Raw genomic sequence first — 26,730 nt, 5'->3', positions numbered from 1 at the left:
CAAGGAAAAAAGATGAACACAGCAAAATTACAGCGCCGCGAGTGCGCCAATGCCCTGCGTGCGCTTTCAATGGACGCGGTACAGAAAGCCAAATCCGGTCACCCGGGTGCCCCGATGGGCATGGCTGACATCGCCGAAGTCCTTTGGCGTGATTTCCTGAACCACAACCCGGCTAATCCGGCCTGGGCCGATCGCGACCGCTTTATTCTCTCTAACGGTCACAGCTCGATGCTCATTTACAGCCTGCTGCACCTGACGGGATATGACGTTTCCCTTAACGATTTGCAGAGCTTCCGCCAGTTACACTCGAAAACACCAGGCCATCCGGAAGTGGGCTATACGCCGGGTGTTGAGACGACAACCGGGCCATTAGGTCAGGGCATTGCTAACGCCGTGGGCATGGCTATCTCAGAAAAAACCCTGGCAGTGCAGTTCAACCGTCCGGGCTTTGAGGTTGTTGACCACAGCACTTATGCCTTCATGGGCGACGGCTGCATGATGGAAGGCATCTCCCACGAAGTGTGCTCCCTGGCGGGTACCCTGAAACTGGGCAAACTGGTCGCCTTCTACGACGACAACGGTATCTCCATCGACGGCCACGTTGAAGGCTGGTTCACTGACGACACCGCAGCCCGTTTCGAAGCCTACGGCTGGCACGTGGTGCGCGGCGTGGACGGTCACAACGCGGACTCCATCAAAGCGGCAGTCGAAGCGGCGAAAGCCGTTACCGACAAACCGTCCCTGCTGATGTGCAAAACCATCATCGGTTTCGGTTCGCCGAACAAACAGGGCACCCACGACTCCCACGGTGCTCCGCTGGGTGATGCTGAAATCGCGCTGACCCGCGACGCACTTGGCTGGAAACACCCTGCCTTTGAAATCCCGTCTGACATCTATGCCCAGTGGGATGCGAAAGAAGCCGGTCAGGCGAAAGAGTCTGCGTGGAACGAGAAGTTCGCCGCCTACGCCAAAGCCTTCCCGGAACTGGCTGCAGAATTCACCCGTCGTATGAGCGGTGACCTGCCGTCTGATTTTGACGCCAAAGCGAGCGCGTTCATTGAGAGCCTGCAGGCGAACCCGTCCAAAATCGCCAGCCGTAAAGCGTCGCAGAATGCGATTGAAGCTTTTGGTCCGCTGCTGCCTGAATTCCTTGGCGGCTCTGCTGACCTGGCGCCAAGCAACCTGACCATCTGGTCCGGCTCTAAAGCAATTAACGAAGACACTGCCGGCAACTACATCCATTACGGTGTACGTGAATTCGGCATGACCGCGATTGCCAACGGTATCTCCCTGCACGGTGGCTTCCTGCCGTACACCTCTACCTTCCTGATGTTCGTGGAATATGCCCGTAACGCGGTGCGTATGGCGGCCCTGATGAAACAGCGCCAGGTGCTGGTCTACACCCACGACTCCATTGGTCTGGGCGAAGATGGCCCGACGCACCAGCCGGTAGAGCAGGTCGCTTCTCTGCGTGTGACCCCGAACATGAGCGTATGGCGTCCGTGTGACCAGGTGGAATCAGCGGTGGCGTGGAAATACGGTGTTGAGCGTGCTGATGGCCCGACCGCACTGATCCTCTCCCGTCAGAACCTTGCGCAGCAGGAACGTACCGCTGAGCAACTGGCCAACGTGGCCCGTGGTGGTTACGTGCTGAAAGACAGCAACGGTCAGCCGGAGCTGATTTTCATCGCCACCGGTTCTGAAGTTGAGCTGGCGGTTGCGGCATACGAGAAACTGACTGCAGAAGGCGTGAAGGCACGCGTGGTCTCCATGCCGTCCACTGACGCGTTCGACAAGCAGGATGCGGCGTACCGTGAATCCGTGCTGCCGAAAGCAGTCTCTGCTCGCGTGGCGGTGGAAGCGGGTATCGCAGACTACTGGTTCAAATACGTGGGCCTGAACGGCGCGATCGTTGGGATGACCACTTTTGGTGAGTCTGCGCCTGCGGAGCAGTTGTTTGAGATGTACGGTTTTACGGTGGATAACGTGGTGAAAGTGGCAAGATCGGTGCTGTAGGGGCTGTTTTTTCGCCCTCTCCCTGAGGGAGAGGGCGGGGTGAGGGGGAGACACGCGCACTAATGCAATATCATGCTCACTTACCTCAACCGTACAAGACCGAGCATTATCCTTCTGCCACTTCAATGCGCATATTGAGGTGGCGGAAGCTCTCCATTATCGTATCGCGACTGACCACCACAATATCAATATCCTCACAGGCGACGACCTTATAGCGCGCCACCTGAGACACTTTATCGGCGGTGACCGCAGCAATCACTTCGTTACTCTGTGCCAGCACATCCTTTTTGAAACAGGCATCTTCGTAGTAAACCGCGCTCATTCCGACCTGCGGGTCCAGCCCGCATACGCCGATAAACGTCTGATCGAAAATCATGCCACGGATTTGATTCACCGGCTCGGAACCGAGTGTGCTACCGGTATGCGCGTTCACTTTCCCACCCAGTAAAATCAGCTCGATATTGCTGCGCCCGCTCAGCACCGAGGCGATTTGCGGCGAGTTGGTCACAATGGTCAGCTCCAGATCGGCAGGTAAACACTCGACCATTGCAACGTAGGTGGAACCTGCATCAATAAAGACACACGCCCCCGGCCTCACAAGCTCTGCACACTTCCTGGCGACCTGCGACTTTTCAGGCACGTTCTGCGCCATTCGGGTTTCGAAACTGGCGGACTGTTTAAACTGACTGACCGCACCGCCATACACTTTTTTGCACAACCCCTGGCGTGCCAGCTCCTGCAAATCACGGCGGATCGTATGCTCAGATACCCCCAGTTTGCGGGCAATGTCCGCACCGATCACTCTGCCAGTTTCCGTCAGTATCTGGTGAATAAGGGACTGCCGCTGTTCGGGCAAGGCATCATAATCAATCACATTCGATCCTCAAGTGAACATAATATTGCACAATGTATCATGATCTATCATAGTATTGCGATATCCATGATACATGCTCAGGTGCGCCGTGTGCGATCTCTTCTGCTTTGGGCATGACGATGACAATCATTGAGGCCCTGTATGTATCAAGCAATCATTTATCAGGAGTTGGATAGCACCATGGAGACGCTTGAACGGCTGACCCTTGCCTGGTTTGCAGAACATAAAGCACTGGAGCAGGCCGATCTCTTCTACCGCTATATGAAACAGTCGCAATCGGGCTGCTTTAAGCAACATTATGCGCGGGTGTTAGATTCGTCGATGGAGTGTCTGACGGGCATACTGCCGCAGCTTACCAATCGGCTGGCACCGGGTGTGGCTGACGCCATTTCCACCTCTGCGCTCAAGACCCGGCGTATCTTTAGCATGATTATCTACTGGCTCATCCAGTATCACCAGTGGCCATTCCAGAGACTTGCCTGAACGCGAAGAGATGCTCGATATCTTTGCCAGCATCCTGGAGAGCAACACGCTGAAGATGTGGTGAGATAAACGCACGGAAGCCCCGGCACGTCTATCAGGCACGTTTTGATAAGACGAAGTCACAGCGCTTTGTTGCTCACTTTCGCCGGAGTAAATATTGTTTTCATTCGATGATAATGTCAGGTTGAGCAAAAAAATACGCACTAAACAGTGGATGTCACTGCCATTCTCTAAGTAAACAGAACGAATGATGAGGGTTTGCCTGGGCGGAGGCTCCGTTTACGCCCCGTTGGTATTGTTGTATAACGGAAATGGTTAGCACTAAAACTATCGCCACATAATAAGAGTGACCGGCAGAATTCAAAGGGTAAGGTAATGTCAGACGAGAGAATTTCCGCAAAAGTTAAAAACGTACAATCCTCTGCAATCAGGGAATTATTAAAGCACAGCAAAATGCCAGGGGTTATCTCTCTCGGTGGGGGCATTCCGAATCCTGATCTGTTTGACCGTGAAGGCCTGCAAATGGCGATGGATAACGTCCTGTCAGCCTCATGGAAAGATGCTTTCCAGTACGGTCTGAGCGAAGGGAGTCCTGAACTGCGCGAAGCCATCTGCCAACTCTCTGCCCAACGCCAAATTACCTGCACCGTTGATGAAGTGGTCATTACCTCTGGCTCCCAGCAGTCTCTGGATATGCTGGCCCGCGTGCTGATTAATCCCGGCGATGTGATCGTCGTTGAGCGCCCAACCTACCTGGCGGCACTGCAGGTCTTCCAACTGGCGGAAGCTCGCCTGGCGTCTGTCGGCACCGACGGCGAAGGGATGAAAGTGGATGAGCTGGAAGAGTTAGTTAAAACTACCACCATCAAAGCCGTCTATGTTGTACCTACCTTTGGCAACCCTGGCGGCGTGACGCTGTCCGATGAGCGCCGTAAACAGCTGGTAGAGCTGTCGAAACGCTACAACTTCGTGATCATCGAAGACGATCCCTACAGCGAAATTAACTTCACCGATAAACAGTTCAAGCCATTAACGGCCTGGGCGAAAGAGATTGATAACAGCGAAAACGTTATCTATACCTCGACGTTTTCTAAAATTCTGGCACCGGGTGCCCGTGTCGGTTGGGTGATTGCGCCGGAGTGGATCAAACGTCAGATCGTGACCCTGAAACAGGCCACAGATCTGCATACCAGCTCGCTCTCGCAGTCGCTGACGTATCATTACCTGCAAACGGGCCGCCTGCCTGCGCAGCTCAATATGATCCGCGCCTCCTATAAACAGAAATGCGACACCTTATGTGGGCTGATTGAGTCAGAGCTGGGCGACCATCTAACCTTCCACCGTCCGCAAGGCGGCATGTTCCTGTGGGCGAAGTTCAAATATGAGAAAAACACCACCGGCTGGTTGAAGCAAACGCTGGCGAATGAGGTGGTCTACGTGCCGGGTGAATTCTTCTATGCCGACAACCCGGACTCGTCCACGCTGCGCATGTCCTATGTCTCCGTTACGGATGAAAATCTCAAAGAAGCGGTTGCCCGTCTGAAAGCCTCTCTCTAATTCATCATTACAATGGCGAAAAAAAACCATGTATCCCAATAGGGATACATGGTGAGTAAAGGGTTTATTTCCCCCTTGCTCGCATTGCTTTGCCCGAGTGCGAAAAAGGAAATAAACCAATCATCTAATAGCTTCGAGAATACTTCCACATTAAGCCGTAAAAGTATTTTCATATAATGGTTTTGCAACCGTTTAGAGTCAAATTCAAAAGTTGAATCATATGATTCAACAAATAAGAGAGTTATGCAGGCACCGTGGGTTGGGCATGCGCCCAGAAAAAGAAATTCGGCATTTCTTTGATAAAAACACGTGTTTTACACCGCGTTACGCGTATCGCGACCTTCCTGGCTGGATATTTATTAATAGATTAATTAGTGACTGCGATCGCACATTAATAAAAGCTGAATTCCTGCGAATATAAACAAAGCCTAAACGAAAGTGCCTGATGAATAATATCTCAGAGCCAGCCTTCATCTTTACAGATCAGCCAAAGACGCATATCAAACTCCAGTTGGTGATAGTGCGGCTCCATATGACAACACAGCTGATAAAACGCTTTGTTGTGATCTTTCTCTTTGAGGTGCGCCAGTTCGTGCACCACGATCATCCGCAAAAAGGCTTCTGGGGCCTGACGAAACACGGTCGCGACGCGGATTTCGGCTTTCGCTTTGAGTTTGCCGCCCTGCACGCGGGAGACGGAGGTATGCAGACCAAGCGCGTTCTTCAGGACGTGGATTTTATTGTCGTAGGCCACCTTGTTGATTTGCGGCGCATTACGCAAAAACTGGTTTTTGAAATCCTGGGTGTACTGGTATAGCGCTTTGTCGGTGGTGATATCATGCGTGTCCGGATACCGTGTTTGTATCACCTCGCCGAGCCGGTTCTGCGTAATGAGCGTCTGAACCTGGGTCAGCAGTGATTCGGGATAACCCTGTAAATAAGTCAGCGTTGTCATAGTCAGGGGTTTACTTCTCCGGATAATTAAGCGATAAAACGCGCGAATTCTAGCATTCCGGAGGGGCGATGGGCCAGGTTGAGTTAATCGGACAGTCATTTGCATTAGAGCGTTTTCCACCTAATGCCGAAGAAGCGTCATTACAGGCGTGGGACGCGGCAGATGAGTATTTATTGCATCAGTTAAACGATGCCGAGGGCGTCACGCTCATTTTCAATGACAGCTTTGGCGCACTTGCCTGCGCACTGGCAGATTGTCGACCGGTTAGCGTTACCGACTCCTTTATCGCTGAGCAGGCCACGATTCATAACCTGAATCTTAATGGTCTGGATGAAGATGCTGTCGTCTTTATGGATTGCCTGAGCGAACTGCCGGCATCCCCTGCGCGTGTCCTGATTAAGATCCCGAAGCAGCTTGCCCTGCTGGAGCAGCAACTGCATGCGCTGCGCCGCGTGGTCACACCAGAAACACAGATTATTGCCGGTGCTAAAACCCGCGATATCCACAACTCGACCATCGCGTTGTTCGAGAAGATCCTCGGCCCGACCTCCACCACGCTGGCGTGGAAAAAGGCGCGTCTGATCAACTGTACCTTTACGGGACCGGAAGTGGCCGACGCACCAGAGACGTACAACTGGAAACTGGAAGGTACCGACTGGACCATCCATAACCACGCGAACGTCTTCTCCCGTAGCGGGCTGGACATTGGCGCACGCCTGTTCCTGAAACATCTGCCTTCCGATATTGAAGGGGAACTGGCAGATCTTGGCTGTGGTAACGGTGTGATTGGCATGACGCTGTTGGCCCAGAACCCGAACGCCCGCGTGCTCTTTACCGATGAGTCCCATATGGCGGTAGCGTCGAGCTATATGAACGTGGAACGCAACATGCCGGAAGCGCTGGAGCGCAGCGAGTTCATGGTCAATAACGGTCTTGCAGGTACAGAACACGATCGCTTTGATGCCATTTTATGTAACCCGCCGTTCCATCAGCAGAGCACAATCACCGACCATATCGCCTGGGAGATGTTCCATGATGCGCGTCGCAGCCTGAAATACGGCGGTGAGCTGATCGTGGTCGGCAACCGTCACCTGGATTACTTCCGTAAACTGAAGAAGATTTTCGGCAACTGCAGCAACGTGGGTGCATCCGGTAAGTTTGCAGTGTTAAAAGCGGTGAAAACGCGTAAACAGCGGTAAGTTTCGCCGGATGGCGCTGCGCTTATCCGGCCTACGGCTCAGTGAGTAGGCCCGGTAAGCGTTAGCGCCACCGGGCATTCACATCAGATCTCCAGCGCCAGCCTCGTTCCCTGCGCAATCGCCCGACGGGCATCCAGCTCCATCGCCACATCACACCCACCAATCAGATGTACCGGTTTCCCTGTCGCAATCAGCGGTTCGAGCAGTTCTCGGCGAGGCTCCTGGCCGGCACACAGCACCACGTTATCCACATCAAGCACCTGTGGCTCGCCGCCAATCAGTACGTGAAGCCCGTCGTCGTCGACCTTCTGGTAGCTCACCGCCGGGATCATCTTCACCCCTCGGGAAAGTAATGTTGTGCGGTGGATCCAGCCGGTGGTTTTTCCCAGACCTTCACCGGGTTTTGACGCTTTGCGCTGTAACATCACGATTTTACGCGGGCTTTTCGGCAATTGCGGCCCTTCCGGGCGCAGGCCGCCGACCTGATTCAGGCTGGTGTCGATGCCCCACTCAACGCAAAACTCGGCGACGTTCTGGCTGGTCGGTTCACCGGGTTGGCTGAGATACATGGCAGTATCAAAGCCAATCCCGCCGCAGCCAATGATCGCCACTTTCTCACCGACCGGGACTTTGTCACGCAGTACATCCAGATAACTTAGCACCTTAGGATGTGCTACCCCGGCGATCTCCGGGGTGCGCGGCGCAATGCCGCTGGCGAGAATGACCTCGTCGAAGTTTTCCAGCATCGAGGGGAGCACAAACTGATTGAGGCGCAGATCAACACCGGTTATCTCGATCATGCGGCGGTAATAGCGCAGCGTTTCGTAGAACTCCTCTTTGCCGGGGATCTGCCTGGCAATGTTAAATTGCCCGCCGATCTCTGCGGCGGCGTCAAACAGCGTCACACGGTGTCCTCGCATCGCAGCATTCACCGCAAAGGACAGTCCCGCCGGACCGGCACCGATCACCGCCAGCGTTTTCTTTTGAACAGCAGGCGTGAGGGGCATTTTGGTTTCGTGACAGGCGCGGGGGTTAACCAGGCAGGAGGTGATTTTGCCAACGAAGATCTGATCCAGACAGGCCTGGTTACAGCCAATACAGGTGTTGATCTCATCTGCCCGGCCGCTTTGCGCTTTGGCAAGAAGCTCAGCATCCGCGAGGAATGGGCGTGCCATCGATACCATATCGGCATCACCACGGGCCAGTAGCTCGTCTGCCACCTGCGGATCGTTAATACGGTTGGTGGTGACCAGTGGCACGCTCACGTTGCCTTTGAGCTTACGGGTGACCCAGCTAAAGGCTGCGCGCGGAACGGCGGTGGCGATAGTGGGAATGCGCGCCTCGTGCCAGCCAATGCCGGTGTTGATGATCGTCGCCCCAGCCGCTTCAATCGCTTTCGCCAGTTGCACGGTCTCTTCAAACACGCCGCCGCCCTCGACCAGATCGAGCATCGACAGGCGGTAGATAATAATAAAATCGTGGCCCACCCGTTCGCGTACCGCGCCTACCACTTCCACGGCAAAGCGCATGCGGCGTGCATAATCGCCGCCCCATTCATCTTCACGGTGGTTAGTACGCGCGGCGAGAAATTCGTTAATCAGATAGCCTTCAGAACCCATCACTTCCACGCCGTCATAACCTGCCTGCCTGGCCAGTTCAGCGCAGCGGGCAAAGTCGTTGATGAGCGTGAGGATTTCGTCGTGGGTCAATTCGTGCGGGGTAAAACGGTTAATGGGGGCCTGAATCGCCGACGGAGCGACCAGCGCAGGCTGGTAGCTGTAACGCCCGGTGTGCAGAATTTGCAGCGCGATTTTTCCTCCTTCCCGGTGCACGGCATCAGTGATAAGGCGGTGATGAGGAAGCTGATTTTCATCGTTTAGCACCGCTCCGCCTTGCATGGTCACGCCCGAGAGCGCCGGGGCTACGCCGCCAGTAACGATCAATGCCACCCCGTGCCGTGCACGCTCGGCATAAAAGGCCGCCAGCCGTTCTGCACCGTCCGGATGCTCTTCCAGCCCGGTGTGCATCGACCCCATCAATACGCGGTTTTTTAAGGTGGTGAACCCCAGATCGAGTGGGGCAAATAACGACGGGTAGTGGCTCATAAGGCTTCCAATGTAAAATTATTGTTATGTGGTCGGATGAGTTGTAATTTAGCTGTTACAGGGGAAAGTGGAAAACGGGAATGCGGTGATTGTGATGGGATTCAAAAATTGGTGCGGCCTGATGCCCTCACCCTAACCCTCTCCCACCGGGAGAGGGAACCGATCGCGCTATCTGGCGGGTGAGGGTGAACGTACCAGCCCAGGTGCTTGCCACATGGACGTCGTCAGACCGCTGTCTACTAGCCCGAGCTGGTCGGCGTAAACTGCCTGCCATTTCTGCATCATGCCGTCGTAAAGCTCCCGGTGCGCAGGATTCGGCGTAAACTCCCGGCTCCATTTCACCAGTCGCTCGCCCGTAGCCGCCATATCGTCATACAACCCGGCACCCACCCCGGCGGCAATGGCACAACCCAGCGCGGTGGCCTCTTTCACCTCGGGCACGCGTACCGGTAGCCCGGTGACGTCACTGAGGATCTGACTCCATAATGCCCCTTTTGCTCCGCCGCCCGCAAACACCAGACTGTCAAATTTCACTCCGGAGAAGCGGGAAATCTGCGCCAGATTGCAGGCCGAGACAATGGCTGCATTCTCCTCCAGCGCGCGGAACAACGTTGCTTTATTGCATTTTTCCGGGTCGATGGAGAGGTTAATAAACGACGGGGCCGCGTGGTACCACTGCTTAAAGTGCATGGCATCGGAGAAAATCGGCATCACGCCATGTGAGCCTGCGGGTACACGGCCCGCCATCTCTTCCAGCAGGGAATAAGCGTCCACCCCCATACGCTCGGCAATCAGTTTTTCTTCCGCGCAGAAGGCGTCGCGGAACCAGCGCATGGTCAGGCCGGTGAAGAAGCTGATGGATTCGGCCTGCGCCATACCTGGAATCACATGCGGATTCACGCGAATATTCATCTCCGGGTCGGTGCGCACCTGTGGCAGATTTACCACCTGCTGCCAGAACGTGCCACCGAGCACCGCCGTCTGCCCCGGACGCACGACCCCCAGTCCGAGACAACCTAACTGCACATCGCCGCCACCCATCACCACCGGTGTGCCTTCACGCAGGCCACACTCCTGCGCCGCTTCTTTGGTTACTTCACCAAGCACGCTGCCGGTCTCTTTCACCGGGGAGAGGATATCGGCACGCAGCCCGGCCATGTCCAGCAGGGAAGGACGCCAGTCGCGGGTAAAGAGATCGAGCATGCCGGTGGTGCCGGCATTGGAAGGATCGACCGCCAGCCAGCCGGAAAGCCGCGCCGCCAGCCAGTCGCTGATCATGGTGATCGTCGCCGCGTTACGGTAAATGTCCGGGCGATGATGGGCGAGCCACAGCAGGCGGGGCATGGCGCTCAGCGCCAGCGTCTGGCCGGAGACTTCATACACTTCCGACTCAAACTGGTCGTCGTGGATCTCTTTAAGCTCGGCGACTTCACGACTAGCGCGGGCGTCGACGTTGGCGCAGGCCCAGATAGCCTCGCCGTTGCTATCGTAGAGGACAATGCCTTCGCGCATGGAACAGCAGGCGACAGACTTGATATCGGCACCGTTGAGTCCCGCATTTGCCAGCGCCTGACGGATGCACTGGCAGGCCAGTTGCCAGTTGGTGGCGAGGTCAAACTCCATTGAGCCAGGGACGTTTTCCACACTGAGGTGTTTCCATTCCGCCTGGCCGACGGCGATTTGCCGCCCGGTTAAGTCGAAGATCACTGCACGAATGCTGCCGGTCCCTGCATCTAACGCTAAAAGATAACTCATGGGCTTGCCTCGCTGTTATCCACGCGGCAACGCCTGAGGCGCATTATTGCGCCAGCGCCAGGACCGCGCGTGCTGTCGTCTCTTCCGTCACCAGGCCATTGATACGGCAACCTTTGAGTGCGGCATAAATCGCGTCTGCTTTTTCCGTCCCTCCGGCCACACCGATGATGGTAGGCAGTTGCGCCAGCTCATCAAGGGTGACGCCCAGTAATTCCCGGTGGATTTCCAGTCCTTCCACCCGCTCACCGTTGGCCTGCAGGAAGTAGCCAAGAATGTCGCCAACGGCCCCTTTACGGGCGAACATCAGTTGCTCGCCCTCGCTGATATAGCCTGAGCGCAAAATGGTGGCGTCGCGCTTTTGGTTCACTGAACCGATACCCACCACTGCCACATCGGCGGCGCTGGCGGCGAGGATCACATCCCGCACGCTCGACTCTTTTTTCAGTATCTCCGCCACTTCCGGTGATGAAACCCGCAATGGTGCTGGGATCATGCTGATGCTACAGGCTGCATCTAACTGCCCGATGCCGGTCATGTAGGGACCGACGCCCCCGGAGAGGGTCACCAGTCGCACCTGTTGCGAGCTGATAAAGCCGCTCAGATGCTGAATGCAGCTCATGGTCGCTTCGCCAAACCCCACCGCCAGTAGCTGACCCGGCTCCAGCACGCCCATTAGCGTTTGTGCAGCCCCCACACCCAGACGGGTGTTCATCGACGGCGTGTTCAGGGCCGGGAGCACCCGCGCGATGCGCAGACCAAATACCCGTTGCAGTTCAGTCTCCAGTGACAGACAGCCCTCGTAGCGGGAGTTGATCTGCACGCGGATCACCCCGGACTGACGCCCCTTTTCCAGCAGGCGGGAGATCTTCAGTCTCGGCAGGCCAAGGCGCTCGCCAATATCGTTCTGTGTCAGGCCATCGTGGTAGTAGCACCAGGCCACGCGGGCCACCAGTTCTTCCTCTGCCAGCGCCAGACCTGCAAAGCGTCCTTCTTCCAGTGCTTTTTTTTCGCTCATAGATGAACTCTTATAAAAATTTAGATCATATGTTCGATCTTGCTGGCGATGAAAATGTGAGCCGTCCGGCAAAACCGATCTTTTGATGTCGCTGCAGGAATAGAGAGATCCAAATGCATAAAAATGTGATCACTGCACGGTTGTAAATATAGTTCACCGTCTACGCTTTTGAACATTATTGAATCAAAAAATCATTTGTTCAATAGCGGAGCCAGAATGAATCCACTGATTGAAGCGCGGGGCATCAATAAACAGTTTTCAGGCGTGAGCGTACTGAAAGCGATTGATTTCACGCTGTATTCAGGCCAGGTCCACGCGCTAATGGGCGGTAACGGGGCGGGGAAATCCACGCTGATGAAAATCATCGCCGGGGTGGAGACGCCCGACAGCGGTGAACTTTTCGTTTGTGGGAAGGCATTTGCGCGTCTTAAGCCGAATCAGGCGCATCAGTTGGGTATCTACCTGGTGCCGCAGGAGCCGATGTTGTTCCCTAACCTGACCGTACGCGAGAACATTCTGTTCCGTCTGCCGCGTAACAGTGCGCAGGACATGCAGCTTGCGGAAAAACTGCAGCAGCTTAACTGCCAGCTCAATTTACAGGCCGCTGCCAGCACGCTGGAAGTAGCGGATCAGCAGATGGTGGAGATCCTGCGCGGTCTGATGCGCGACGCGAAGATCCTGATCCTCGATGAACCGACGGCCTCTCTTACGCCCGGCGAAACCGAGCGCCTGTTTCGCCAGATCCGCGCATTACAGGCACTGGGGGTCGGCATCGTGTTTATCTCCCATAAGCTGCCGGAAATCCGCGCCCTCGCCAGCCATGTTTCGGTGATGCGCGACGGGGCGGTGGTGCTCAGTAATGCCATCGAAAGCCTTGATGACAATGCGCTGATTAGCGCCATGACACCCGTCAGTCGCGAACGTGGCCTGAGTGATACGCAAAAACTGTGGTTATCGTTGCCGGGCAATCGTCGCACTCAGCCGCAGGATTTCCCGGTATTGCGGGTCGATGACCTGACGGGAGAGGGCTTTATCGATCTCAGTCTTGAGATCCACGCCGGAGAGATCGTCGGCCTGGCAGGGCTGGTGGGATCCGGGCGCACCGAGTTTGCGGAAACGCTGTATGGTCTGCGTCCGGTACGCGCCGGGCGTATCTGGCTGGAAAACCGTGAAATCAATGCTGACTCCACGCGGGCGCGACTGGATCGTGGGCTGGTCTATTTGCCGGAAGATCGTCAGGTGTCCGGGCTGTTTCTGGATGCCCCGGTTCGCTGGAACACCGTGGCGCTGAATGAACCTTCTCTCTGGCAACAGCGTAAGCGCGAAGCGGCGGTGGTGGAGCGTTATCACCGGGCGCTCGGCATCAAGCTCAATCATGCGGATCAAATCGTCCGTACCCTCTCCGGCGGTAACCAGCAAAAGGTGCTGCTGGCGCGCTGCATGGAAGCCAATCCGTTGCTGTTGATCGTCGATGAACCGACCCGTGGCGTGGATGTGGCCGCGAGGGCGGATATCTATCAACTGATCAAAAGTGTGGCGGCGCAAAACGTGGCGGTGCTGATGATCTCAAGCGATCTGGATGAGTTTCCAGGGCTGGCGGACAGGGTGCTGGTGATGCATCAGGGGCGGCTCAGCGGTGAGCTTTCACGCCACGCCGTCAGCGTGGATCGCATGATGACCCTGGCGTTTGGTGGAGCGCAGCCATGAAAACCTTACTCAAGAATCGCGAACTGAGCGCCTTTCTGGCGATCCTCGCCCTGTTTATTGTGCTGGTCGCACTCAACCCTGCTTTCTTTAGCCTGCAAACCGTCGGCATGATCTTCGCCAGCAGTCAGATCCTGATGCTGCTGGCGATGGGGGCTGCACTGGTGATGCTGACCCGCAATATTGACGTGTCGGTAGGATCGACGGTGGGGCTATCCGCCATTGCCGTCGGGGTGGCGCTCAACAGCGGTTACAGCCTACCAGTGGCGATCCTCTTTTCTCTGGCGATCGGGGCACTGGCTGGGGCATTCAACGGCATGCTGGTGGTGGGGCTGAAGATCCCAGCGATTGTCGCCACCCTGGGGACGCTTGGGCTCTATCGTGGGGCGATGCTGCTGTGGACTGACGGGAAGTGGATTGAAGGACTGCCTGCGAGTCTGAAAGCCTTGTCGGCAGCGGGCGTGACCGGTATTTCACCGTTGGGCTGGCTGGTATTGCTGGCACTGGGGGCAGGCACCTGGGCGCTGGCGCGCACGGCAGTTGGGCGCGACTTTTACGCAGTGGGGGATAACCTCGCTGCTGCGCGCCAGTTGGGTGTGGCGGTGAACCGCACCCGTATGACGGCCTTTACCCTTAATGGTGTGCTGGCGGCCTGCGCCGGGATTGTCTTCGCCTCGCAAATCGGCTTTGTACCAAACCAGACCGGCAGCGGGCTGGAGATGAAAGCCATCGCCGCCTGCGTGCTCGGCGGCATCTCGCTGCTTGGCGGCACGGGCACGCTGATTGGCGCATTTCTCGGTGCCTTCTTCCTCACCCAAATCGACACCGTGCTGGTGCTGTTCAGGCTTCCGGCCTGGTGGAATGATTTTATCGCCGGTCTGGTGCTGCTCGGTGTACTGGTGCTTGATGGACGCCTGCGCCAGGCGCTGGCCCGCCATCAGCGGCAGCTTAAGTACAGCCGCTTTATGCCCGGTAACAAGGGGGGCAAAAACGTCGCCCGCTTTCCAAAACGCAAAAACAAAGAGGTGGCGTAAATGAAGCTCAACTGGGAAAGCGCGCTGCTGTTGATTCTGGTGCTGGAGATCCTCTTCTTCGGCGCACTCAACCCGCGAATGCTGGACGTGAATATGCTGCTGTTCAGCACCAGCGATTTTATCTGCATCGGCATTGTGGCGTTGCCACTGACGCTGGTGATCATCAGCGGCGGCATTGATATTTCGCTCGGTTCGACCATCGGTCTGTGCGCCATTGCACTGGGTGTGATGATGCAGGCGGGCTGGCCCATGAGTCTCGCGATTCCGTTCACTTTGCTGCTGGGGCTGCTCTGCGGGCTGGTCAACGCGGCGTTGATTCACTACACCGGCATTAGCCCGTTGGTTATCACCCTTGGCACACTCTATCTCTACGGCGGCGGGGCGCTGCTGCTCTCCGGCATGGCGGGTGCGACAGGCTATGAAGGCATCAGTGGCTTCCCCGACAGCTTCACTACGTTTGCCAATCTGACCGTTCTGGGATTACCGATCCCGCTGGTGCTCTTCGCGGTGATCACCTTCTTTTTCTGGTTGCTTACCCACCGTGGGCGCTTTGGTCGCCACCTCTTTTTGCTCGGGCAAAACCCGCGTGCGGCGCGTTATGCAGCGCTTTCGGTCAATGGGATGCCCTATGCGTTGTACGGCCTCGTCGGGCTGGCATCGGCTATCGCTGCCGTGGTGCTGGTCTCCTATTTTGGTTCGGCGCGTTCCGATCTCGGACGCGACTTGTTAATGCCCGCGCTGACCGCCGCTGTTCTGGGCGGGGCCAATATTTATGGTGGCTCGGGTTCGGTGTTAGGTACTGCGCTGGCCGCGTTGCTGGTGGGGTATTTGCAGCAGGGGTTACAGATGGTCGGCATCCCCAACCAGGTGTCGAGCGCGTTGTCGGGTGCGCTATTAGTGGTGGTGGTGATGGGGCGTTCGCTAAGCCTGCACAGGGAGTGGCTACGTATGGCCTGGCGTCGGGTTCTCTCGCGAAAAACAATCGGAGCATGAGATGAAGACAAAACTGATAGTGCAACTGAGCGCGCTGGCGCTGGCAGGTAGCGTGATGGCCGCACAGGCCGCTGACCGTATCGCCTTTATTCCCAAGCTGGTCGGCGTGGGTTTCTTTACCAGCGGCGGCAACGGTGCGAAAGAGGCGGGTAAAGATCTCGGCGTCGATGTGACCTATGACGGCCCAACGGAGCCGAGTGTTTCCGGCCAGGTCCAGCTCATCAACAACTTCGTCAACCAGGGTTATAAGGCCATTATTGTTTCGGCGGTCTCCCCGGATGGCCTCTGCCCGGCGCTGAAACGGGCGATGCAGCGCGGCGTAAAAATCCTGACCTGGGATTCCGACACCAAACCGGAATGCCGCAGCATTTACATCAACCAGGGGACGCCGGAGCAGTTGGGTGGCCTGCTGGTGGAGATGGCGGGTAAGCAGGTCACCAAACCGAATGCCAAAGTCGCCTTCTTCTACTCCAGCCCAACCGTGACTGACCAGAACCAGTGGGTGAAAGAGGCAAAAGCCAAAATCGAGAAAGATCATCCGCAGTGGCAAATCGTGACCACTCAGTTTGGCTATAACGATGCCACTAAGTCGCTGCAAACCGCTGAGGGGATCTTAAAAGCGTATCCGGATCTTGATGCGATCATCGCGCCAGATGCCAACGCCCTGCCTGCGGCGGCCCAGGCGGCGGAAAACCTGAAACGGGAAGGGGTGGCGATCGTCGGTTTTAGTACGCCGAACGTGATGCGCCCGTATGTGGAGCGTGGCACGGTGAAAGCCTTCGGTCTGTGGGATGTGGTGCAGCAAGGGAAAATTTCGGTGAACGTCGCCGAACATCTGCTGAAAAAAGGCGATTTGAACGTGGGCGACAGCGTCGAGGTGAAAGATCTCGGTACACTGAAAGTGGAGCCAAACAGCGTCCAGGGCTATCAGTATGAAGCGAAAGGCAACGGCATTGTGTTGCTGCCGGAACGCGTGGTGTTCACCAAAGAGAACATTGGTAAATACGACTTCTGACGGGGGAAACGATGGCGGATTTAGATGACATTAAAGACGGCAAAGATTTCGGGTTTGATACGCCGCAAAAGAACGTGCCTTACACCCTTAAGGGCTGCGGGGCGCTGGACTGGGGTATGCAGTCGCGGCTGTCACGGATTTTTAATCCGAAGAGCAACCGCACGGTGATGCTGGCGTTTGACCATGGCTATTTCCAGGGGCCGACCACCGGGCTTGAGCGCATCGATCTGTCGATTGCGCCGCTGTTTGGCGAAACGGATGTGTTGATGTGCACCCGTGGGGTGCTGCGAAGCCAGGTGCCGCCTGCCACCAACAAGCCGGTGGTGCTGAGAGCGTCAGGCGGTAACTCGATTCTGACCGAGCTGTCGAACGAGTGCGTGGCGGTGGCAATGGAAGATGCGCTGCGTCTGAACGTTTGCGCCGTCGCAGCTCAGGTTTATATCGGCAGTGAGCACGAACATCAGTCGATCAATAACATCATTAAGCTGGTGGATGCCGGTAACCGTTACGGCGTACCGACGCTGGCGGTCACCGGGGTGGGCAAAGAGATGGCGCGGGATGCGCGCTACTTTTCTCTGGCCAGCCGTATCGCCGCCGAGATGGGGGCGCAGTTCGTCAAAACCTATTTTGTGGAAGAGGGATTCGAGAAAGTGACCGCCAGTTGCCCGGTACCGATCGTGATTGCCGGGGGCAAGAAATTGCCGGAGCTGGAGGCATTAGAGATGTGTTTTCGCGCCATCGACCAGGGGGCGTCCGGCGTGGACATGGGGCGTAATATCTTCCAGTCCAGCGCGCCGCTCGCCATGCTTAAAGCGGTGAAGAAAGTGGTACATGAGAACATGAGTGCGCGCGAGGCGTACCAGTTCTGGCAGGAAGAGAAACAGGGAGAGCAGAAATGAATGTGACGCTGGTGGAGATCAACATCAAGCCGGATAAGGTCGACGAGTTTCTTGAGGTGTTTCGCGCCAATCACGAGGGGGCAATTCAGGAGCCGGGAAATCTGCGTTTTGATGTGTTGCAGGACAGCAAGGTAAAGACGCGATTTTTTATTTATGAGGCGTATAAGGATGAGGCTGCGGTGCTCGCCCACAAGGAGACACCGCACTATCTCGCCTGCGTGGCGAAGCTGGAGGATTTGATGTCGGAGCCGCGTAAGAAACGGACGTTTGTGGGGCTGATGCCGGAGTAGTTTCGGGTGCGCGTCGTTCCCCTCCCCCTCAATCGAGCGGGCTGGGGCTGCTTTTCACCCTCTCCCTTGAGGGAGAGGGCAGGGGTGAGGGGGAGAAGGCCGCACAGTCTTTACGCTTCTTCTACCGCCACGCGCATTGCTGCCAGCGCCGTGCGAGCCGCTTTTAGCACCTGTTCGCACTGTTCGATGGTCAGTGTTAACGGCGGTTCAATACGAATGGTTTTCGAGTTGTTAAGCGTCCCGGCCACCAGTACGCGCTGGCGGAACATTTCGCTCGCAAACGTGTAGCCGATTTCGTTATCGACAAACTCAATCGCCATCAGCATGCCTCTGCCACGTGCGTCCTGCACCATGTCCGGGTATTCACGCGCCAGTAGACGGAAGCCATCCAGTAGCATGTCGCCCTTCTGCTCTGCCTGGGCCGGTAAGTTCTCTTCCAGCAGTACGTTGATGGTCGCCAGCGCAGCCGCACAGGCCAGCGGGTTACCGCCAAACGTGGTGGTATGCAGGAAGGGATTATCGAACAGAACCGAGAAGACCTCTTCGGTCGCGATAGTCGCACCGATAGGCATCACGCCGCCGCCGAGCGCTTTGGCAAGACATAAGATGTCTGGCGTGACGTTCTCATGCTCGCAGGCGAACATTTTGCCCGTACGTCCCATCCCGGTCTGCACTTCATCAAAAATCAGCAACGCACCAAACTCATCACACAGTTTACGCACGGCTGGCAGATAACCCTGCGGTGGCAGGATCACACCCCCTTCACCCTGAATCGGTTCCAGGATCACAGCAGCCACGTCGTCACCGGTTTTGTGGCATTCGCTAAGGAGAGTACGCATAGCGTTGATGTCACCAAATGGCACATGGCGGAAGCCCGGCAGCAGTGGCATGAACGGCTTACGGAAGGTGGATTTCGCCGTAGCGGAAAGCGCACCTAACGATTTGCCGTGAAATGCGCCGCTGGTGGCAACAAAGGTGAATTTGCCCCGTGACGACTGGTACGCTTTAGCCAGTTTTAACGCAGCCTCGACGGACTCGGTACCGCTGTTACTGAAGAAGCTGTATTTCAGTTTGCCGGGTGTGAGCGCCGCCAGCGTTTTTGCCAGCATCGCACGTAGTGGGTCGAGAAGTTCCTGGCTGTGAAGAGGTTGTTTTGCGAGTTGATTCTGTACGGCGGATACAACGACTGGATTACGGTGCCCCACATTAAAGATGCCAAACCCACCCAGGCAATCTAAAAACTCCTGCCCCTGAGTGTCGACAAGCGTATTCAGACTCCCCGCTTGCCATTCTACGGCTCCGTAATCCCCGCCAGCTGTGACAGATTTTCGATACTCCAAAAAACCTGGGTTTACATGCTCTTTAAAATATTCTCTGACCTCTCGATTCAGCTCCTTCATCTCATCGCTATCAAGCGTTCGCTTCTCAATGAGGTTTAGTGCGTGAGCGCTGCACGCTAATGCCGATGCGCTGGAAGGTAATCTGTTCAAAATGAACTCCTGGCGGGGCGTATCACATGATACTGATTTAAGTATTGCAGGGATTGCGCCACATCGAAGCCGCAAACAGAAATCGGGATAAACGCCAGGGATTACACGAGATATGCGGGATTAGATCCCGAAAACCTTGCTTTTTTGCCGGCAAAATCGAATGAAAAGTAAACAAATTGTTGACTTATGGCGACATTATTGCGCCAAAATGGTGCGCGTTATGCCCTTATATGAGGCGCTCAAAATGAGGGAAATTTAGTGGTTTCGGAGCGAAACTATATAAATCAGCAGGTTGTATGGCATACAAAAAATGCGGTTTTGTGCCAATATGCGATCTAAATCAAATTTAACAACTAAAGATAAACTTATTAGCGCCGAAATAACATTCGCCTGCAATTTAACAGTTAAATAACCTGCATAGGACGCTAACATGGCTTCTCCTCCAATTGTCACGCAGAGGGAGTACACCCTCGATGATGACACCACTCTGATGTCGACTACCGACCTGCAAAGCTACATTACTCACGCCAACGACAACTTCTCTCAGGTCAGCGGATTCAGTCTGCAAGAACTGATTGGCCAGCCACACAACCTCGTGCGCCATCCGGATATGCCGAAAGCCGCCTTTGCCGATATGTGGTTCACCTTAAAACAGGGCGAACCCTGGAGCGGCATTGTGAAAAACTGTCGTAAGAACGGTGACTACTACTGGGTTCGCGCCAATGCGGCACCGATGGTACGCAATGGCAAAGTGACGGGGTACATGTCTATTCGTACTCGCGCTACTCAGGAGGAGATTGCGGCCGTGACGCCGCTCTATGAAGCATTACAGCAAGGGCGAACGCGTAAACGTATCCATAAAGGGTTGGTGGTGAGTCGTGGCTGGTGGGGCAAGCTGCCGTCATTACCCCTGCGCTGGCGGGCGAGAAGCGTCATGACGTTGATGTGGCTGGTGCAGGCCGTAGGGCTGTGGGCGATGGACAGCGGTACGGCACCCTTGCTGCTTAGTACGCTGGTGATGCTGTTAGCGTGTGCCTGCTACGAGTGGCAGATTGTGCGTCCAGTGGAGCGTGTGGCCCGTCAGGCATTGAGCGTGGCGACAGGAGAGCGCAATAGCGTGGACCACCTTAACCGCAGCGATGAACTGGGGATGACGTTGCGTGCCGTGGGCCAGCTGGGGCTAATGTGCCGCTGGTTGATTCACGATGTTTCCTGCCAGGTCAGTAACGTCCGTAGCGGCAGCGAAACACTGGCGAAGGGCAACGATGCGCTTAATGAACGTACCCGCCAGACGGTGGTGAATGTGCAGCAGACCGTGGCGACCATGAGTCAAATGGCCGCGTCGGTGCAAAACAATTCAGAGACTGCTGCAGCGGCGGATAAGCTCTCCAGTGAAGCCAGCAATGCGGCGAGTCAGGGGGGAGATGCGATGGAGACCGTGGTGAAAACTATGGATGAGATTGCCGACAGCACCCAGCGCATCGGCTCTATCACTAAGCTGATTAATGACATCGCCTTCCAGACCAACATTCTGGCCCTGAACGCAGCGGTGGAAGCGGCAAGGGCCGGTGAGCAGGGCAAAGGTTTTGCTGTGGTGGCAGGAGAAGTGCGCCATCTGGCAAGCCGCAGTGCCAGCGCTGCCAACGATATTCGTAAACTGATAGATGCCAGCGCCAGCAAAGTGCAGTCGGGATACGATCAAGTGCACGCTGCCGGGCGTACGATGGATGACATTGTGGCCCAGGTGCAAAACGTCACGTCACTGATTGGGCAGATTAGCCACTCAACCTCGGAACAGGCCCAGGGGTTAACAGAATTGACTCGCGCGGTGGCCGAGCTGGAATCTATCACGCAGAAAAATGCCGGACTGGTCGAGGAGAGTGCCAGCGTGTCGGCAATGGTGAAACATCGTGCCAGCCGATTGCAGGATGCGGTTTCGGTACTGCATTAATTCGGCTATTCCCCAATGAGGTGAAGGGAACACGTGCACCGGTAGCCGTGCCTTTCACCTCAGGTCTGTTTTTGCGCGTCGCTTTTTCTTATGGAAACGCTCACTTAAAAAATACGGCAATAGCAGCCCGTTTTTCACTTCGTTTAACCCTTTCGATTAAAAGCGTCAATCCCTTTTATACGTAAATAGCCTTACTTCACATGTTGAATTAATTTGTGATTTTAATTTTTGGTAATTGTTAAATTAATATTAAATATAGATCAAATTATGATCAATTAATATCCATGGAGTTACAGGTTTTAATTCTGATTAAATTATACTTAAGCACCATTAATATTCGTTGCGCAACTTTGGTCTCGGTGAATATAACGATCGATAAAACTTGATTAATAGCTTGTAACTATCAGAATGTATAATAGTAAAATAAAAAAACGATCAATCTCATAAAGTTAGTGGTAGCGTTACCGATAACCTAAATCGGAGACGATATTTTAATCACCTCTATAACATCTTTGCACCTAACTCCTTGTGGGTGCATATGTTTTTATTAGCATTATAATCAGTTACATGGGGAATATATGTTTTTACATGATGTAAAAATTGGCACCAAATTATTTTTGGCGTTTGGATTTTTTATCGTCCTAATGATAGCCAGTTCTTGTCTCTCGCTTTTCAGTCTCAATCGCGCGAATAATGGAATGCAAAATATTGTTCATAACGATTATCCGACCACGGTAAAAGCTAATCAGCTTATCGATCAGTTCCAGACGTTCGTTAGTACACAGCAGATGATGCTGCTGGATACCGACGGGAAATGGCGTGAAGAATCCCAGAAGCAGCTTAGCGAGATAAGCTCTCGCATTACCGCCATTCTTGAGGATCTCAACAAAAATCTGCCTGAGCCGGAATCACAGAAAATCCTGTCCGACATCAGAGAAGTTCGCCAGCAATATCTCGATTCGCGTTTTCGCATTCTTGAAGCCGTCAAAAACAATGACCAGGCTGGGGCCATCAATGAAATGATGACCAAAATGGTGCCTATCCAGAAGGCCTACAAGGAGAAAGTACAATCCTTGATTGCCATCCAGGATGCCCAAATGCGTATTGCGGGTGAGCAGGTGCATGGTGATTTCACCACTAACCGCTTACTGTTGGTGCTGCTTGCCGCGTTCAGCGTTGGTGTGGGTAGCTTGATGGGCTGGTATATCGTGAGGATGATCACCCGTCCTCTGCGTGAAGCGGTAGATTTTGCCGGGGCGATTGCCGGAGGCGATCTGACAGGCTCTATTCACTCCCGCTCGCGCGATGAGACTGGCGTGCTGCTACGTTCGCTGATGGAGATGAAGACCAAACTGGTCGATATCGTCCAGGAAGTGCAGTTCGGTTCACAAAATATCTCCAGTGCTGCGGCGCAAATTGTCGCGGGTAATCAGGATCTGGCAGCGCGTACCGAAGAGCAGGCCAGTTCGGTCGAGCAGACTGCTTCGTCGATGGAACAAATTACCGCGACGGTGAAAAATACCGCTGATCATACTCATGAAGCGACGACCCTCTCTGCGGATGCCGCGACTGTGGTGAAGAACAACGGCGAGATGATGAAGCAGGTCACCGAGAAGATGCGTGTGATTAACGATACCTCGAACCGGATGTCCGACATCATCAACCTGATTGATGCTATTGCCTTCCAGACTAATATCCTGGCGCTTAACGCAGCGGTGGAAGCGGCGCGTGCCGGTGAACATGGTCGTGGTTTTGCGGTGGTTGCAGGTGAAGTTCGCCAGTTAGCCCAGAAAAGCGCCTCCTCAGCGAACGATATTCGTCAGCTGATTGAAAGCTCCACCAGCCAGACCCGTGAAGGGATGGCGCTGGTTGAGAAGGCAGGGAATCTTATCAATGGCATGGTGAGCAACGTGCAGGAGATGAACGTGATCCTGCGTGAAATCGGTCAGGCGAGCCGCGAGCAAACCGACGGTATCTCACAGATCAACAGCGCCATTGGCCTGATTGACTCTACCACTCAGCAGAACTCCAGCCTGGTGGAAGAGTCCGTTGCAGCAGCAGCGTCGCTAAACGAACAGGCAGAGCACTTGCTGGGTCTGGTGCAGGTCTTCCGTCTTAGCAACGACAGGCAGCACGCTTAATCCAGTTGTGAAATTTCCAGTGCCGCGCGGTCGATAACGCCCACGATCTGTTTAAGCTGCGCGGCACTGATATCCCCTTGATTGACCTTCAGATCCAGCACGGCTTTGAAGTTCTCCAACGCGCGTTTCATCTGCGGATCTTTACGCAGTTGATAGCCCACGCTACGGGCTTTGATACGCGCCTGGATATGTTCCAGATGTTCTTTGTTCTCTTCCATCCAGGCCCGGCCCTGCTCCGTAATGGCGATTGTTTTGCGCCCGCCATCTTCTTCACTGGTAGAGATGAGTTGCTGGTCCTGCAAAAAATCGAGCGTCGGGTAAATCACGCCAGGGCTTGGGGTGTAGTTGCCCTGAGTCAGAGTTTCAATCTCTTTGATCAGCTCATAGCCGTGGCTGGCGTTGCGGGTCAGGATGTCCAGGATCACCAGACGCAGCTCGCCATGACCGAAGAAACGCTGACGACGTCCGCCGCCACCGCGCCCGTGGCGATGCTCGCCATGTTCGTGTTCCGCACTGTGATGATGTTCGCCCTCGCAGGCTGAGTGATGATGTCGCATGGTGTACCCCGTCGTTGATTTGATATATCTAATTTATATCTAAACTTTCATTTTAGACAATGGTGAAAGTGAGGTATTTTTTATTTATTTGTTTTTCATGGTAATTATTTTCTTTTTTAGCAACGCGTGCGCTTAAGATCTGGTGTATCTAAAAAAGATCTTGTCTTCTTTTCAAACAGCAATCATTATCATTTAAAATTAATTTAGATATATCGTATTCAACTTCACGAAGGCCGATTATGATGACCCAACAACAACGTTATCCCCAGCGTGTGCGTAATGAACTGCGCTTTCGCGAACTCACCGTTTTACGCGTCGAACGTATTGGCGCAGGTTTCCAGCGCATTGTGCTGGGCGGTGAAGCACTTGATGGTTTCACGTCGCGGGGGTTTGACGACCATACCAAAGTCTTTTTCCCCAAGCCCGGAACCCCCTTTACGCCGCCACAGGTGACCGATGAAGGGATTGTCTGGGGTGACGGGCCCCGCCCGGCATCGCGCGATTACACCCCGTTGTACGACGAAAGCCGCCATGAACTGGCGATTGATTTCTTTATCCACGAAGGCGGTGTAGCCAGTGAGTGGGCAATTAACGCGCAGGTCGGGGATTTGCTGACGATTGGTGGACCGCGAGGTTCGCTGGTGGTACCGGAAGATTATGCCTGGCAATTTTACGTGTGTGACGAGTCGGGGATGCCGGCGCTACGCCGTCGCCTGGAAGCCCTGAATAAGCTGGCGGTTCGCCCGGAAGTTAACGCCGTGGTGACCATTGCCGACGTGTCCTACAAAGATTACCTGGCCCATTTGAGTGATTACAACATTGAGTGGGTGATTGGGCATGACTCTAACGTGGTGGCGGAGAAACTGGCGGCGGCACAGGTGCCGGATGAAGAGTATTACCTCTGGCTGACCGGTGAAGGTGTGTTGGTGAAATCGCTGTTGGATTTGGCTGAGAGCAAAAACGTCGATCAGAACCTGATGCGCGGCCAGGCGTACTGGCACAAAAAGTAACGGGATTGCGCCTGGTTGAAAGGGCAGGCCGGAAAGCGCGAGCGCCATCCGGCAGTCAACACTTACGCCACTTCTTCGTACTCGGCGTCGTTCACCTGCTGCTCAAGGGTCTGGCGAATCTCACCCAGCGCTTTCTCCTGCTGGCGGAAATAGCTCTCCTGATCGGTCAGCGTGGAGACCAGTTGCCAGGACTCCTCTTTCTCCAGCGTATTAAGCTCTTCAATCAGGCTGGCGATATGCTGTTTGACTTCAAGAATGCGCTGACGCAGGCGCTGCAAATCGTTCAGGCGATCGCTAGCCATTAACGGCTCCAGCCCTTTTTGTAAGCGGGTGAGGATAGAACGAATGGCTACCAGATCGCCGCGCTGGCGGGCCTGATTCAGTTCAACCATCATACCGTGCGCTTCGTCTTTAAAGCCATCATCCACCAGATCCGGGTGGCACAACTTACTCGCCTGACGCCACAGGCGTTTCAGCTCTGAACGCTCATCTGCCGACATCTTCTGCTCAAAGCCAAAGCGTTTTTCCGCGTCGTGCTGCTGTTCCTGATAATCCTCGTACTCCTGACGTGCTTCATCACGAGCCTGGCGGGCTGGTTCATCTTCTCGGGTCAACCCCTGCTCCAGCTCTTGTGCTTCAGCCAATAGTGAGTTGATCAGCGCGTTTTGTTGCTGAAGATGTTTGCGGGCCTCGGCAGCCTGCGAAGACTGCGGCGGGAAACTTTTCCAACGCTGCGTTAACGTCACCAGCACCTCCACCGCCTGTGCCAGATATTTCTGGCAGCGCAGGTAGTCGGCCTCACGGCTGCGTGCTTCGGCTTCCTGGCGGCGTACATTGGCTTCGGCGAGGATCTTACGCAGGCGTAAAATCTGCGACATTAACGGACCGAGTCGCGTGAGGTAGAGATCGTTGAAATCATCCAGCAGTTGAATGCGTGTGTTGCGTTTGTCGATAAGCTCGCGAAGCTGTTCTTCCAGCGCTTTCAGCTCCAGTTTGCTGGCTGCCACCTGCGGATCCTGCCAGTAAACCACTGAGCGCTGATTTTGCAGCCAGTGGGTGATGGCGCGCAGGGCATCACTGTAGTTTTTCTCTTCAAGCGCCCACACGATGTACGCCAGCTCACCGTCCGTCGCTTCGGTTTTCAATAACGGAAGCTGACTGAGGATGATGCCGTCATCTTCCAGTTCAATCGCGTATTTAATGATCTCAAGCCGTTTGATAGGTTTGTTCATGGCGTTTCGCTAAGGCGCTTAAGTGATTCAGTTAATGGTAGTTGTGATTTTCAAACATGAAATACGCTCATTGTCTTAGATACAAGAATCTGCCATCGAGCGCGGGCAGATTAGCATGTGTCAGTGAGCGCTGATATGGCTGAAATCATACTACAGGTGACAGGTTACAGTGCGTTAGTATTCGTGAAATAAATGCGTTATTTGGGGGACGGGCGGAGGTAACATCCCTGTATAGCCGCCCTCGCCGAGCATCCCTGCGCATCGTCCCGGCCTTGCGGATACGCTTCGTCGATTCTCAGCCGGACCCTGTCATCGCTGTAACTGTTTTATTCCCATTGCGCAGTGTTATCGCTGCAAAACCTAATATGTCTGGCGATTGCATTGCTCGTGCTTGCTCACAACCTTCCTTTTTTGCTCATTACATATTCACCGCGTGAAGTGATTTAGCTCTCATA

Annotated in this window: 21 protein-coding genes; 13 read left to right on the top strand and 8 right to left on the bottom strand. The window is 54.9% G+C overall.

What is annotated here, in order from left to right; translation table 11 throughout:
- Nucleotides 1-12 precede the first annotated feature (12 nt).
- Nucleotides 13-2,016 (top strand): transketolase, encoded by a 2,004-nt coding sequence (gene tkt, locus AC5JPW_RS23660; protein WP_494243589.1) that lies wholly within the window; start codon nt 13-15, stop codon nt 2,014-2,016.
- A gap of 106 nt (nt 2,017-2,122) precedes the next feature.
- Here the strand turns inward: tkt and AC5JPW_RS23655 are convergent, their stop codons facing one another.
- Complete coding sequence (locus AC5JPW_RS23655; RefSeq protein WP_494243588.1) at nt 2,123-2,890, bottom strand: DeoR/GlpR family DNA-binding transcription regulator; 768 nt, start codon at nt 2,888-2,890, stop codon at nt 2,123-2,125.
- Between the two features lie 141 nt (nt 2,891-3,031).
- Between AC5JPW_RS23655 and AC5JPW_RS23650 the strand changes: the two genes are divergently transcribed.
- Entirely contained in the window at nt 3,032-3,373 is a 342-nt protein-coding gene (locus AC5JPW_RS23650) for a hypothetical protein (protein WP_494243587.1), read from the top strand.
- 375 nt (nt 3,374-3,748) lie between these two features.
- Nucleotides 3,749-4,930, top strand: a complete 1,182-nt coding sequence (locus AC5JPW_RS23645) for an aminotransferase-like domain-containing protein (RefSeq protein WP_494243586.1) — start codon at nt 3,749-3,751, stop codon at nt 4,928-4,930.
- Nucleotides 4,931-5,387: 457 nt separating this feature from the next.
- Here the strand turns inward: AC5JPW_RS23645 and AC5JPW_RS23640 are convergent, their stop codons facing one another.
- Nucleotides 5,388-5,885, bottom strand: a complete 498-nt coding sequence (locus AC5JPW_RS23640; RefSeq protein ID WP_494243584.1) for a M48 metallopeptidase family protein — start codon at nt 5,883-5,885, stop codon at nt 5,388-5,390.
- Nucleotides 5,886-5,953: 68 nt separating this feature from the next.
- Between AC5JPW_RS23640 and rlmG the strand changes: the two genes are divergently transcribed.
- A complete protein-coding gene (rlmG, locus tag AC5JPW_RS23635) occupies nt 5,954-7,084 on the top strand; it encodes a 23S rRNA (guanine(1835)-N(2))-methyltransferase RlmG (RefSeq protein WP_494243582.1) in 1,131 nt (376 codons plus the stop codon).
- A gap of 83 nt (nt 7,085-7,167) precedes the next feature.
- Here rlmG and AC5JPW_RS23630 read toward each other — a convergent pair whose 3' ends face one another.
- From AC5JPW_RS23630 to lsrR, 3 genes are all read right to left on the bottom strand, one after another.
- On the bottom strand, nt 7,168-9,189 hold the full coding sequence (locus tag AC5JPW_RS23630) for an oxidoreductase (RefSeq protein ID WP_494243580.1): 2,022 nt from the start codon (nt 9,187-9,189) through the stop codon (nt 7,168-7,170).
- Nucleotides 9,190-9,357: 168 nt separating this feature from the next.
- Nucleotides 9,358-10,944, bottom strand: coding sequence for an autoinducer-2 kinase (gene lsrK / locus AC5JPW_RS23625; RefSeq protein ID WP_494243578.1), 1,587 nt, complete (start codon nt 10,942-10,944; stop codon nt 9,358-9,360).
- Nucleotides 10,945-10,987: 43 nt separating this feature from the next.
- Complete coding sequence (gene lsrR, locus AC5JPW_RS23620; RefSeq protein WP_494243576.1) at nt 10,988-11,959, bottom strand: transcriptional regulator LsrR; 972 nt, start codon at nt 11,957-11,959, stop codon at nt 10,988-10,990.
- 216 nt (nt 11,960-12,175) lie between these two features.
- Between lsrR and lsrA the strand changes: the two genes are divergently transcribed.
- The 6 genes from lsrA to lsrG are packed head-to-tail and all read left to right on the top strand — an operon-like array spanning nt 12,176 to nt 17,894.
- Entirely contained in the window at nt 12,176-13,666 is a 1,491-nt protein-coding gene (lsrA, locus tag AC5JPW_RS23615; protein WP_494243574.1) for an autoinducer 2 ABC transporter ATP-binding protein LsrA, read from the top strand.
- Entirely contained in the window at nt 13,663-14,697 is a 1,035-nt protein-coding gene (gene lsrC, locus AC5JPW_RS23610) for an autoinducer 2 ABC transporter permease LsrC (RefSeq protein WP_494243572.1), read from the top strand. The genes lsrA and lsrC overlap by 4 nt, the downstream gene beginning before the upstream one ends.
- On the top strand, nt 14,698-15,690 hold the full coding sequence (lsrD, locus tag AC5JPW_RS23605; RefSeq protein ID WP_494243570.1) for an autoinducer 2 ABC transporter permease LsrD: 993 nt from the start codon (nt 14,698-14,700) through the stop codon (nt 15,688-15,690).
- Between the two features lies 1 nt (nt 15,691).
- On the top strand, nt 15,692-16,705 hold the full coding sequence (lsrB, locus tag AC5JPW_RS23600) for an autoinducer 2 ABC transporter substrate-binding protein LsrB (protein ID WP_494243568.1): 1,014 nt from the start codon (nt 15,692-15,694) through the stop codon (nt 16,703-16,705).
- A gap of 11 nt (nt 16,706-16,716) precedes the next feature.
- Nucleotides 16,717-17,604 (top strand): 3-hydroxy-5-phosphonooxypentane-2,4-dione thiolase, encoded by an 888-nt coding sequence (gene lsrF / locus AC5JPW_RS23595; protein WP_494243566.1) that lies wholly within the window; start codon nt 16,717-16,719, stop codon nt 17,602-17,604.
- The gene (gene lsrG, locus AC5JPW_RS23590) at nt 17,601-17,894 is read left to right on the top strand and encodes a (4S)-4-hydroxy-5-phosphonooxypentane-2,3-dione isomerase (RefSeq protein ID WP_494243564.1); all 294 of its coding nucleotides are present in this window, start codon (nt 17,601-17,603) and stop codon (nt 17,892-17,894) included. The genes lsrF and lsrG overlap by 4 nt, the downstream gene beginning before the upstream one ends.
- Before the next feature lie 110 nt (nt 17,895-18,004).
- Here the strand turns inward: lsrG and ygjG are convergent, their stop codons facing one another.
- Nucleotides 18,005-19,384 carry a putrescine aminotransferase gene (gene ygjG, locus AC5JPW_RS23585; RefSeq protein WP_494243563.1) on the bottom strand — a complete coding sequence of 460 codons (1,380 nt, stop codon included), beginning with the start codon at nt 19,382-19,384 and terminating at the stop codon, nt 18,005-18,007.
- Between the two features lie 430 nt (nt 19,385-19,814).
- Between ygjG and AC5JPW_RS23580 the strand changes: the two genes are divergently transcribed.
- Nucleotides 19,815-21,335 (top strand): methyl-accepting chemotaxis protein, encoded by a 1,521-nt coding sequence (locus AC5JPW_RS23580; protein WP_494243561.1) that lies wholly within the window; start codon nt 19,815-19,817, stop codon nt 21,333-21,335.
- A gap of 578 nt (nt 21,336-21,913) precedes the next feature.
- Nucleotides 21,914-23,476: a methyl-accepting chemotaxis protein gene (locus tag AC5JPW_RS23575; RefSeq protein ID WP_494243559.1), complete on the top strand. Its 1,563-nt coding sequence runs from the start codon at nt 21,914-21,916 to the stop codon at nt 23,474-23,476.
- Here AC5JPW_RS23575 and AC5JPW_RS23570 read toward each other — a convergent pair.
- Complete coding sequence (locus AC5JPW_RS23570; RefSeq protein WP_494243557.1) at nt 23,473-24,033, bottom strand: PadR family transcriptional regulator; 561 nt, start codon at nt 24,031-24,033, stop codon at nt 23,473-23,475. The genes AC5JPW_RS23575 and AC5JPW_RS23570 overlap by 4 nt on opposite strands.
- Before the next feature lie 239 nt (nt 24,034-24,272).
- Between AC5JPW_RS23570 and AC5JPW_RS23565 the strand changes: the two genes are divergently transcribed.
- Entirely contained in the window at nt 24,273-25,043 is a 771-nt protein-coding gene (locus AC5JPW_RS23565) for a siderophore-interacting protein (protein WP_494243555.1), read from the top strand.
- 62 nt (nt 25,044-25,105) lie between these two features.
- Here AC5JPW_RS23565 and AC5JPW_RS23560 read toward each other — a convergent pair whose 3' ends face one another.
- Complete coding sequence (locus tag AC5JPW_RS23560) at nt 25,106-26,275, bottom strand: DNA repair protein (RefSeq protein ID WP_494243554.1); 1,170 nt, start codon at nt 26,273-26,275, stop codon at nt 25,106-25,108.
- Nucleotides 26,276-26,730 lie beyond the last annotated feature (455 nt).

It is taken from the genome of Phytobacter sp., assembly GCF_059074235.1.
The sequence above is the reverse complement of the archived record's forward strand: the minus strand, read 5'-3'. Positions and strand labels throughout refer to the sequence as shown.

Bases quoted from the DNA above. Each gene is read 5' to 3' on its own strand.
- tkt (WP_494243589.1), top strand. From the start codon at position 13: ATGAACACAGCAAAATTACAGCGCCGCGAGTGCGCCAATGCCCTGCGT.
- AC5JPW_RS23650 (WP_494243587.1), top strand. From the start codon at position 3,032: ATGTATCAAGCAATCATTTATCAGGAGTTGGATAGCACCATGGAGACG.
- AC5JPW_RS23645 (WP_494243586.1), top strand. From the start codon at position 3,749: ATGTCAGACGAGAGAATTTCCGCAAAAGTTAAAAACGTACAATCCTCT.
- AC5JPW_RS23640 (WP_494243584.1), bottom strand. From the start codon at position 5,885: ATGACAACGCTGACTTATTTACAGGGTTATCCCGAATCACTGCTGACC.
- rlmG (WP_494243582.1), top strand. From the start codon at position 5,954: ATGGGCCAGGTTGAGTTAATCGGACAGTCATTTGCATTAGAGCGTTTT.
- AC5JPW_RS23630 (WP_494243580.1), bottom strand. From the start codon at position 9,189: ATGAGCCACTACCCGTCGTTATTTGCCCCACTCGATCTGGGGTTCACC.
- lsrK (WP_494243578.1), bottom strand. From the start codon at position 10,944: ATGAGTTATCTTTTAGCGTTAGATGCAGGGACCGGCAGCATTCGTGCA.
- lsrR (WP_494243576.1), bottom strand. From the start codon at position 11,959: ATGAGCGAAAAAAAAGCACTGGAAGAAGGACGCTTTGCAGGTCTGGCG.
- lsrA (WP_494243574.1), top strand. From the start codon at position 12,176: ATGAATCCACTGATTGAAGCGCGGGGCATCAATAAACAGTTTTCAGGC.
- lsrC (WP_494243572.1), top strand. From the start codon at position 13,663: ATGAAAACCTTACTCAAGAATCGCGAACTGAGCGCCTTTCTGGCGATC.
- lsrD (WP_494243570.1), top strand. From the start codon at position 14,698: ATGAAGCTCAACTGGGAAAGCGCGCTGCTGTTGATTCTGGTGCTGGAG.
- lsrB (WP_494243568.1), top strand. From the start codon at position 15,692: ATGAAGACAAAACTGATAGTGCAACTGAGCGCGCTGGCGCTGGCAGGT.
- lsrF (WP_494243566.1), top strand. From the start codon at position 16,717: ATGGCGGATTTAGATGACATTAAAGACGGCAAAGATTTCGGGTTTGAT.
- lsrG (WP_494243564.1), top strand. From the start codon at position 17,601: ATGAATGTGACGCTGGTGGAGATCAACATCAAGCCGGATAAGGTCGAC.
- AC5JPW_RS23580 (WP_494243561.1), top strand. From the start codon at position 19,815: ATGGCTTCTCCTCCAATTGTCACGCAGAGGGAGTACACCCTCGATGAT.
- AC5JPW_RS23575 (WP_494243559.1), top strand. From the start codon at position 21,914: ATGTTTTTACATGATGTAAAAATTGGCACCAAATTATTTTTGGCGTTT.
- AC5JPW_RS23570 (WP_494243557.1), bottom strand. From the start codon at position 24,033: ATGCGACATCATCACTCAGCCTGCGAGGGCGAACATCATCACAGTGCG.
- AC5JPW_RS23565 (WP_494243555.1), top strand. From the start codon at position 24,273: ATGATGACCCAACAACAACGTTATCCCCAGCGTGTGCGTAATGAACTG.
- AC5JPW_RS23560 (WP_494243554.1), bottom strand. From the start codon at position 26,275: ATGAACAAACCTATCAAACGGCTTGAGATCATTAAATACGCGATTGAA.